Below are 8,965 nucleotides of genomic sequence, written 5' to 3'. Positions count from 1 at the left end.
GAGAAATTGTCCGCGCCTGCCCGCACCGCGCTCCTTCTCGCCGCCGCCGATGACCGCGGCGATCGCAACACCCTGCGCCAGGCCGGACAGGTACTCGGCCTCGACGCAGTCCCGTGGGACCAGGCGACACACTCAGGCCTGCTCACCACCCGCTCGCCGTGTTCCGCTCGCCCGTCCCTCATGTGAGTACGGTCATAATCTAAAACGGGCCAGACTCTTGCCAGGGATCGACAGCTGTAGTCATATGGTCGTAATACAAAGAACGGAAGCGGTCGGGCGGCAGAGTTGTGTGAGCCCCGCCGGTTCAGGAGGTTCACCCTCCCTACCCGAAAGGGACTTCCTGTGAAGTCGCTGGTCGCATCGAAGTTGACGCCAGTATCGGTGGACGGAGTGCGGGAGGCGGAGCAGACGAAGGCCGATGCCGCTGCGGCGCGACACGGTCCGGGTGCCTCCGGTCCACTCGCCTCCTTTGCCCGGTTCGTCCTGTTCGGTGGCGGTGTCGGGGTCGCGTCCAGCGTCGCCGTGGCGGTGCTCGCAGGACTGATGCCCTGGGCTGTGGCGAACGCGGTGATCACCGTCGCCTCCACTGCGCTCGGCACGGAGCTCCACGCACGCTTCACCTTCGGGACGGGACGTGCCGGATGGCGCCAGCACTGGCAGTCGGCGGGGTCAGCCACGGCAGCCTACGCGGTGACCTCCGCCGCGGTGTTCGTCCTGCACCTGATGCGGCCGTCGGCCGCAACTCTCTACGAACAAGCCGTCTACCTCGGCGCCGCCGGGCTCGCCGGTATCGGCCGTTTCCTGGTGCTGCGCCTGTTCGTCTTCGCCGACGGCCGGACCCGTCCGGCAACGCGGGCCATGGACTCCGCGCCGGCCCGCCGAGCGGGCGCGCAGGTGTCCCTGCTCTCACCGGTTCCTGCGCTCTGAGCGTGAACCATCGGGTTTGACGCGATGAGCGGTTCCGGGCGGGCATCGGTCCGGGCTTGTGCGAGCCAGTTTCTGCGTCGCCGCCGAGGCTGGCAGCGACGTCGAAGAAAGCCGGCCGACCTCCGGCGCGCGCGTCCTGCACAGCTACGGCGCCGCCAACCGCGACGAACGCCACTTCCCCGACCCCGACCGCTTCGACATCCGCCGCAACCCCGTCGACCACCTCGGCTTCGGCTACGGCAACCACGCCTGCGCGGGCCAGGGCCTCGCCCGCCTCGAAGTCCGCGCCGTGCTCCCCTGTCCGCCCGCGTGGAACGAATCGAACTGGCCGACGAGCCGGTCCGCGCCCTCAACAACATCACTCGCGGCTTCCGAAGCCTGCCCGTACGCGTCAGCTGACACCCTTCCCGACCGAGGCGAGCCCGCAGCGGCTATTGCGCGCCGCCGCTCCGCGGCCTCGTTCGGAATCGTTCTTGGGCGTAAACGATCAATTCGCGAGAGCCGCTGGACGTACGGCTTTCAGACCGAAGCGTCGGCGGGCTCGGTCGGCGGCGGCCTCGGCCGCGCGGGCCCGGTCGTCGCCCTCGTCCAGGGAGAGCTGGCGGTAAGTGCTGCTGGCCGGCGCCAGATTGTCTGCGCGGATCGCGTAGGAACGGACTCGTGCTCGTTGCAGTCCCAGGGCGGCCAACAACCCAAGGGCGGTTGCCGCGACGGCAGGTGAATGGTCGGTCGGTTCCGGCAGCGTGCAGGTGCGCGTGGTAGAGCTGTGGTCGGCATAGCGCACCGTTAGGGCCAGCCGCCTGGCGACCTGGCCCTCGCCGCGCAGGCGTTGGCCGATCTGGCCGGCGAGTCCCAGGACTGCTCGGTGATGTCCGCTCGGGTCGAGGCAATCCCGATCCAGCACAAGGTCTGCGACCATGTGCTCCGCCGGTTCCGCCCGAGTGACTGGGCGGGGATCTCGACCGCGGACACGCTCGGCCAGCAGCCGCGCGGGGCCCACGCCGAGAAGGCGCTGCAGGGTTCCCGCAGGCAGATCGACGATCTGCCCGATGGTGTGCAGCCCGTACCTGCTGAGCGTCTCCGCTGTGGCACGGCCGATCCCGGGCAGCGCGGTGACCGGCCGCGGGTACAGCCAGTCGCCCACTTGCCCGGCGGGGACCCAGGTGGTGTCGCCCGGCGCGGACGCGTCGGCCGCCATCGCGGCCAGCATGCGGTTGCCCGCGAGTCCGGCGCTGCTGTCGATGCCGTAGAGGGCCTTCAGTCTCATCATCGCCAACTGCACGACGTCGTAGGCGGACAGATCGAAGTATCTGAGCGCCGACGTCAGGTCGAGTTGGACGGCGTTGGGCGGGACAGCCTGGACGTGAGGCGTGATACCAGACATTAGTTCGACTATGTCGTCGTACTGATCCTCGGCTAGCGAGGCGTGCAGATAGAGGTGGGCGATATGCCGCTGCCGTGTGGTCATCCTGCGCTCCCTGGACTGCGATGACCGAACTTCTTCAGGTCGGCCGACCGGGTGCCGGCGGGCTGGAGATCGGCGTAGGGATGCAGGCGGGCACCAGTGGTGCCGTTGGCCAGGGTGCGCTGCGGCTGTGCAGGGGTCGGGTGCGGATGACCGGCTCCGAGGAGCGCAAGTGCGGCTTCGGGACCGTTGTCACGGCGGGCGGCGGCGATCTCGTCCAGATCCCAGGCCATGGTGCCGACGACGGTACGACGGGTGCCGCGCACCTGGACCGTGCCGCGCACCAGCAGCAGCCCGCTGTGGAAGACCGTGTGCGCGCAGGCCGGGTGGGAGTCCTCGAAAAAGGCCAGGTCGACCAGGCCGGAACTGTCCTCCAGCGTGACGAAGATGACGCGCTTGCCGCTGGCGATAGGCGGGGTCTGAGTGGAGGCCCGTACGCCCGCGACGAGCACCTGCTGCCCAGCACGCATACCTGCCAGATGCGCCGCGTCGGTCGCGCCGATCTCGCGCAGCAGCCGGTGGTGGTGCTCCATCAGGTGCCTGGAGACGTCGATACCGAGGGTGCTCAGCTCGGCGCTCAGGGCCTCGCGTCCGGTCATCTCCGGCAGACCACTCGGCTCCGCTCCCCCGACCGCGCCCGTTTCGATGGGCAGCTGACCTTTGCCGGCGGACCGGGTGCGGGAGGCCCGGTGGAGTTCGGCGATCTGCAGGAGCAGGTCGCGGCGTGTGAGTCGTCCGTCGTGGAGGGAGTTCAGGGCGCCGATCTCCGCGAGGCGTTCGGCGACCGGTCTGCTGGGGCGGGCCCTCTGCCAGAGGTCCGACAGTGATCCGTACGGCTGGCCCTCCTCGATCCGGGCGCACTCCTCCTCGCTGATGCCGTGCACCGCGGACAGCGCGAGCCGCACACCCCACTGCTCCCCGTCGGCCGGCTCCACGATGTGCCTCACCTTGGAGCGGTTGACATCGACGGGCAGGACCGGGACGCCACGGCGGCGGGCGTCGGAGACGAGGACACGTTTGGGCCACATCCCGGGATCGTGTTCGAGCAGGCCGGCCAGCAGGAACGCCGGATAGTGCGCCTTGAGCCAGGCGCTCTGCAGCGCCGGTACGGCGAACGCGACCGCGTGGGCGCGGCAGAAGCCGTACGCGCCGAAGGCCTCGACGGTCTTCCACACCTCGTCCCGGACGGCCGAGCTGTAACCCCGGGCCTGCGCGTGGTGGTGGAACCAGTCCTTGATCCCGGGCAGTTGGCTCTTGTCGCCGAGTGCCCTCCGGGCGATCTCCGCCAGCGCGCGGTCGCAGCCGGTCATCACGGCGAAGGTCTCGATGATCTGCTCGTGCCAGATGGTCACGCCGTAGGTGTCGGCGAGCACCGGTTCGAGGTCGGGGTGGGCATAGGTCGGCGTGCCTCCGTGGCGGGCGGCGATGTAGCGCTCGGGCATGCCGCCGGCGACCGGGCCGGGACGGAAGAGGCTGATGTCGGCGATGACGTCCTGCGGGTCGCGGGGCTGGAGCCGGGACAGGAGGTCCTGCTGGCCGGGCGACTCCAGCTGGAACAGGCCCAGGGTCTGGCTCTCCTGGATGAGCTTGAAGGCGAAGACGTCGTCGAGCGGCACCTGCCGCGGGTCGTCCAGGTCGATGTGGTTGCCGGTGGTGCGTTCGATCTCGGTGACGGCGTGGGCCATCGCGGACTGCATCCGCACGCCCAGGACGTCGAGTTTGATGTTGCCGAGCGCTTCGATCTCCTCCTTCGCGGCCATGGCCATGGGGTAGTCGCCCTGGGGGGTGGGCTGGACCGGCAGCCGGTCCAGGAGGGTCGCGTCGCTGATGACCACGCCGCACGGGTGCATGGCCATGCCGTGGACCAGGGCGTCCAGGCCTTCGGCGAGCTCCCACAACGGTCCGTACCGGTGTGCCTCCGCGGCGAGTTGCCGCAGTTCGGGCAGTTCGGCGAGGGCACCGGTGATATCGGAGGCCCGCAGGTGCGGAAAGCTCTTGGCGATCCGGTCGACGTCCGCGGGCTCGATGCCGAGGGCGAGGCCGGTGTCGCGCAGGGCGCGGCGGGCGCGGTAGGTCTCGGGCATGGCGGTGACGGCGACCCGTTCCTTGCCGAAGCGTTCGAAGATCGCGTCGTAGCACTCCAGTCGTCGGGCGGACTCCACGTCGATGTCGATGTCGGGCAGCGAGGCCCGGCGCACGCTGAGGAAACGTTCGAACAGCAGGCTGTGGTCGAGTGGGTTGGCGGTGGCGATGTCCAGCGCGTGACAGACCATCGAACCGGCGCCCGAGCCGCGGGCGGCGACCCTGATGCCCTTGGCCCGGATGTCGGCCACGACCTGTCCGACGGCGAGGAAGTACGGGTCGTAGTCCAGCGTGGAGATCACGGCGAGTTCCTCGTCCAGGCGGTCGAGTGCCGCCCGGTCGCGGTCCAGGCCACGTCGGGCCAGGCCGGCCTCGCACTGGTGGCGCAGCAGCCGCGCGGCTCCGCCGGCTTCGGGTTCGGCGCCGAAGAGCGACGGTTCCGGGAAGTGCGGTGTGCCAAGGCCGAGGTCCGCTCGGGGGTCGAGGGCGCAGGCGGCCGCGGTGGCAGCGGTGTCCGCCATCAGGCGCCGCGCCCGCCGGGCGTCCGTTCCGGCGCAGTCGGAGATCATCCCCGCGACGACGGTCATCGCCCGCTCGTCCTTGAGCCAGCGCTGCCCGCTGTCCAGGCGACGCCGGTCGACCGGCCGCAGCAGTCTGGCGGCGTCCAGGACGTCGGCGAGCCGGTGTTGTTCGGGGTCGGCGTAGCGAACGGCGTTGGAGAGCACCGCGGTGGTGCGGGTGCGGTCGGCCAGCGTGAGGGTGCGAGCCGCCAGCCGCAGCGACCCCGGCCCCGTGCTGAAAGGTTTCTGCGCAACGGCCTCCAGCTTGACCCCGCTTCCGAAGATCTCCTTCCAGGGCGCCAGCAGCTTCATCGCGACGTCCTCCCGGCCCACCGACAGCGCCCGCACCGGCTCCGAAAGCGGCCCGAGCAGCACGGTCAGGCCGGGGCCGCCGTACTCACGCAGCGCCTCCCACGGCACCACCGGCGCCGTACCGGACACCGCCCCGGCATGGGCCGCCGACGTGATGCGGCACAGCCGTGCCCATCCGGCCCGGTCCTGCGCGAGCAGCACGAACCGCAGGGGCGGCTCGACGACGTGCGCCCCACCGCGCGCCGGAGTGCGGCGCCGCCGGGCCGGCGGCGGAGGCGCCAAGGCCGCTACGGCCAGGTCGACACCGAAGACCGGACGCACCCCGGCCCCGGTGCACGCCCGCGCGAACCGGACGGCCCCGGTGACCGTGTCCCGGTCGGTGAGCGCGAGCGCGGACATACCCCGCTCGGCCGCTCGCCGGACGAGCTGTTCGGGGTGGGACGCGCCGTAGCGAGCGGAGTAACCGGACGCGACGTGCAGATGGGCGAAGCCCGCCATGCCGCACCTCCATCACTCCACCCCTTTTCGACCATAAGCCCGATATGACCCGATATGCTCATCGCACTCTCGTTCGATTACTCTAACCCCATCGCCCCCGGTCGGCGACTTGATTCGAACACGCTAACGATTCTTTGGGGGTCGCGCTCGTCACACTGCTGTGGGCCGGGGTCAGCGTCGGTTAGGGACTGCCTGGCGATCCTTGGCTGATGGTCGCCAGCAGGCGTGTGACCAGGGGATTGTGGTCGTTCCTGCGCCAGGCGACGGCCACGCGCGTGCGGGTGGTGCCGGGTTCGATCCTGCGGAAGGCGACGCCCTTGAGCCGGATGCGTCGGATGCTCGCCGGGGCCAAGGAGACGCCCAGACCGGTTTCCACGAGGGCGCACACGGTTTGCCACTCCACCGCGTGCTGGACCGTCCGCGGTGTGAATCCTGCCGCGGTGCACAGGCCGATGATCTGGTCATACAGTCCCGGGCCGACCGTGCGGGGCAACAGCACGAAGGGCGAGTCCGCCAACTGTGCGAGCCGTACGGACCGTTGGGCGACCAGAGGATGGGTGGACGGCAGCACGGCCACGAAAGGCTCCCTGAGCACCGTGCTGAAGCCGAGCTCCGGCTCGTCGGTGGGGGGCTCGCGCAGAAGCCCGATGTCGATGGTCTTGTCGTGCAGGGCGGCGATCTGTGGGGCGGTGGTCATCTCGTGGATGTCCAGGTGCACGCCAGGGAACTGGTGACGGAAGGTGCGCAGCAGGCCGGGCAGGATCGTCAGGGCGAGAGAGGCGGCGAAGCCGATCCGTAGGCGGCCGGCATCGCCACTGCCGACGGCCCGGGCTGCGGCCAGTCCGTCCGCGAGGTCGGTGAGTGCCCGTCGGGCGGCGGGCAGCAGTTCACGGCCGGCCGGGGTCAGGGTGACCTGCCCTGGGGCGCGGGTGAACAGCTCGTGGCCGACCTTGTCCTCCAGGCGGCGTATCTGCTGGCTCAGCGGCGGCTGGGCGATGCCCAGGCGGGCGGCCGCGTGGCCGAAGTGGAGTTCCTCTGCGAGCACGACGAAGGCGTGCAGCTGCGGTAGGGGGAGTTCGGGGCGCTCCATACGCCCAGAGATATCAGACCATGCATGTCGCCGTATTAGACGTATCGGTGCTGGTCATTTAGCGTTCGGGCGCATGACAGAGAGACGCGCGATCCTCAGCGGCACGGCCTTCGAGGAGCAGATCGGCTATGCCCGTGCCGTGGTCGACGGCGACTGGGTGCATGTGTCCGGGACGACCGGGTTCGACTACGCCACCATGACGATCTCCGACGACGTGATGGAGCAGGCCGAGCAGTGCCTCCGTAACATCGAGGCCGCACTGGCCGAGGCGAAGTGCACCTTCGCCGACGTGGTGCGCGTGCGCTATCTGCTGCCCGACCGCGAGGACTTCGCACCCTGCTGGCCCGTCCTGCGCCGCTGCTTCGGCGACGTTCAGCCCGCCGCCACGATGCTCATGTGCGGTCTCGCCGACCCGCGGATGAAGATCGAGATAGAGGTGGACGCGCGGCGGCGCATCCCGCCTCACGGTGTCGCCTTGAGCGATCACTCCCAGGCGCCTGCCGTGCCCGTCGAGGCCTACGAACCTCCCTCGGAGCCCAATCTCCTCGATCAGGGCGTTGGTGACGGCGCATAGTGGTGGGCAAGGTTGGTGGCGAGGGCGCGGAGGTGAGCCCTGGCTTCGGTGGGGCCGTGCACAGTGATGGCGCTCCCGAACGGCAGTAGTGCTCGCACGTCCTCCAGATGCAGGAAGCGGATCGTCACCTTGTGGCCGGTGCCGGATGCCTCATGGTCGTCCCGGACGAGTCGTCGGCCAAAGATCCGTCGCGCTCGCTCGATCTGGGCGTGGTCGATGGTGGCGCTGACCTCTATCGCATGGTCGTGTTCCCACTGATCAATGAGCGCCGCAGCGACGGTGGCCAGGGTTTGGTTCTCGCGGATCCGTCGTGGCTGGTCGACTTCTTTCCACGTCGTGATCCGTTCGAGTCGGTACATCCGTGGCACTTGGACACAGTCGGCGACGAGATACCAGACGCCGGCCTTGGCGAACAGCCCGTAGGGATCCACGACCAGGTCGCGTGGGCATGACTCGCGTGGGCTGTCGTACTCGATCCGTAGCCGGCGACCTCGCCGCACTGAGCCGATCAGCGAAGCCGGAGTCGTGCCGGAAGCTCGTGTCTGCAGCCAGGGGCGGCTGTCCACGTGCACTACGTCGGTGAGCGGCAGGAGCTCATGAACGCGACGTGACTGTGTGGCGACGATCTTGGAGAGCGCGCGCCGGCTTTCGACCGATGCGTTGAGCTCCGCACGTTGCTTCTCATCCAGCCCGGTGAGCGAGAGATGATCACGCTCGCCCGGCGTGAGTCGCGTGAGGTCGAGCCCGGACCCGGGCAGCATGGTCACGCCTCCGAGACGGCCCCGGTGTGCGGTCACCGGAAGACCGGCGTCGCGGAGCCAGTTCAGGTCCCGGGTGATGGTTCGAAGGGAAACCCCGAGCGCCGAGGCGAGTTCCTGTGTGGTCACCGCATCCCTCGATTCGAGGAGCAGCATCAGGGTGAAAAAGCGGTCTGGCGTCACACCCCAATTTTTTCAGGAATTACGACACGATGCGGCGCATATTCGGATCAGGCTGGTGGATGCGTACCTACGACCTGCGAGAAGGAACAACCATGACCACTTCCGTCGTGTCCATCGTCTATGTGAACGACGCGCCCGCCGCGGCTCGTTTCTACGGCGGCCTCCTCGGCATGAGCCCTTCGTTCGAGACTCCGGGATACATCACTTTCGACCTCGGGCCAGGCGCTGACCTCGCTCTGTGGTCCGGCCAGTTCGAGGATCTGTCACCTGATGTCCCGCGTACCAGTGAGGTTTGCGTGGCCATCGACAACGGTGGGCCCGGCGAGATCAACGCGATCTTCAAGCAGTGGCAGTCCAAGGGCGTCACGATCCTGCACGAGCCTCATGACGCCGGGTTCGGGCTGACCTTCCTCGCAGCCGACCCTGACGGGAACCGTCTCCGCGTCGCACCGCGGGACTGAAAGTCCACGACGCGACAGGCGCCCACGACAGGTGCCGCGCCTGCCGTCGTCCGAC

The 8,965-nt window shown here is 69.2% G+C and carries 7 protein-coding genes and 2 pseudogenes; 5 read left to right on the top strand and 4 right to left on the bottom strand.

Translation table 11 applies throughout. From position 1 onward, the window contains the following. The 3 genes and pseudogenes from ABZ027_RS33875 to ABZ027_RS33865 all read left to right on the top strand — a co-directional run. Positions 1-186 (top strand): hypothetical protein (locus ABZ027_RS33875; protein WP_356775091.1); only part of this gene is annotated, 186 nt, incomplete at its 5' end. Between the two features lie 297 nt (positions 187-483). Next, complete coding sequence (locus ABZ027_RS33870; protein WP_356775105.1) at positions 484-927, top strand: hypothetical protein; 444 nt, start codon at positions 484-486, stop codon at positions 925-927. A 58-nt stretch (positions 928-985) separates the two neighbouring features. Continuing rightward, positions 986-1,162, top strand: a pseudogene (locus ABZ027_RS33865) (cytochrome P450); the annotation flags it as partial. A 252-nt stretch (positions 1,163-1,414) separates the two neighbouring features. On the opposite strand, the gene ABZ027_RS33860 reads toward ABZ027_RS33865, so the two are convergent. The 3 genes from ABZ027_RS33860 to ABZ027_RS33850 all read right to left on the bottom strand — a co-directional run bounded on the left by ABZ027_RS33860 (position 1,415) and on the right by ABZ027_RS33850 (position 6,934). Continuing rightward, positions 1,415-2,395, bottom strand: coding sequence for an ImpB/MucB/SamB family protein (locus ABZ027_RS33860; protein ID WP_356775089.1), 981 nt, complete (start codon positions 2,393-2,395; stop codon positions 1,415-1,417). After that, positions 2,392-5,844, bottom strand: coding sequence for a DNA polymerase III subunit alpha (gene dnaE, locus ABZ027_RS33855; protein ID WP_356775087.1), 3,453 nt, complete (start codon positions 5,842-5,844; stop codon positions 2,392-2,394). The genes ABZ027_RS33860 and dnaE overlap by 4 nt, the downstream gene beginning before the upstream one ends. A 181-nt stretch (positions 5,845-6,025) precedes the next feature. Beyond that, a complete protein-coding gene (locus tag ABZ027_RS33850) occupies positions 6,026-6,934 on the bottom strand; it encodes a LysR family transcriptional regulator (protein WP_356775085.1) in 909 nt (302 codons plus the stop codon). 73 nt (positions 6,935-7,007) lie between these two features. On the opposite strand from ABZ027_RS33850, the pseudogene ABZ027_RS33845 reads away from it, so the two are divergent. Then, positions 7,008-7,385, top strand: a pseudogene (locus ABZ027_RS33845) (RidA family protein); the annotation flags it as partial. A gap of 98 nt (positions 7,386-7,483) precedes the next feature. Here ABZ027_RS33845 and ABZ027_RS33840 read toward each other — a convergent pair. Further along, positions 7,484-8,449 carry a WYL domain-containing protein gene (locus tag ABZ027_RS33840; protein ID WP_356775083.1) on the bottom strand — a complete coding sequence of 322 codons (966 nt, stop codon included), beginning with the start codon at positions 8,447-8,449 and terminating at the stop codon, positions 7,484-7,486. 92 nt (positions 8,450-8,541) lie between these two features. Here ABZ027_RS33840 and ABZ027_RS33835 point away from each other — a divergent pair, with 92 nt between their 5' ends. Next, the gene (locus ABZ027_RS33835) at positions 8,542-8,910 is read left to right on the top strand and encodes a VOC family protein (protein WP_356775081.1); all 369 of its coding nucleotides are present in this window, start codon (positions 8,542-8,544) and stop codon (positions 8,908-8,910) included. Positions 8,911-8,965 lie beyond the last annotated feature (55 nt).

It is taken from the genome of Streptomyces sp. NPDC006332 (genome assembly GCF_040612855.1).
In the GTDB taxonomy this organism is placed as follows: domain Bacteria; phylum Actinomycetota; class Actinomycetes; order Streptomycetales; family Streptomycetaceae; genus Streptomyces.
Note: the sequence above shows the minus strand (reverse complement) of the source record. Positions and strands in the feature narration are given on the sequence as shown.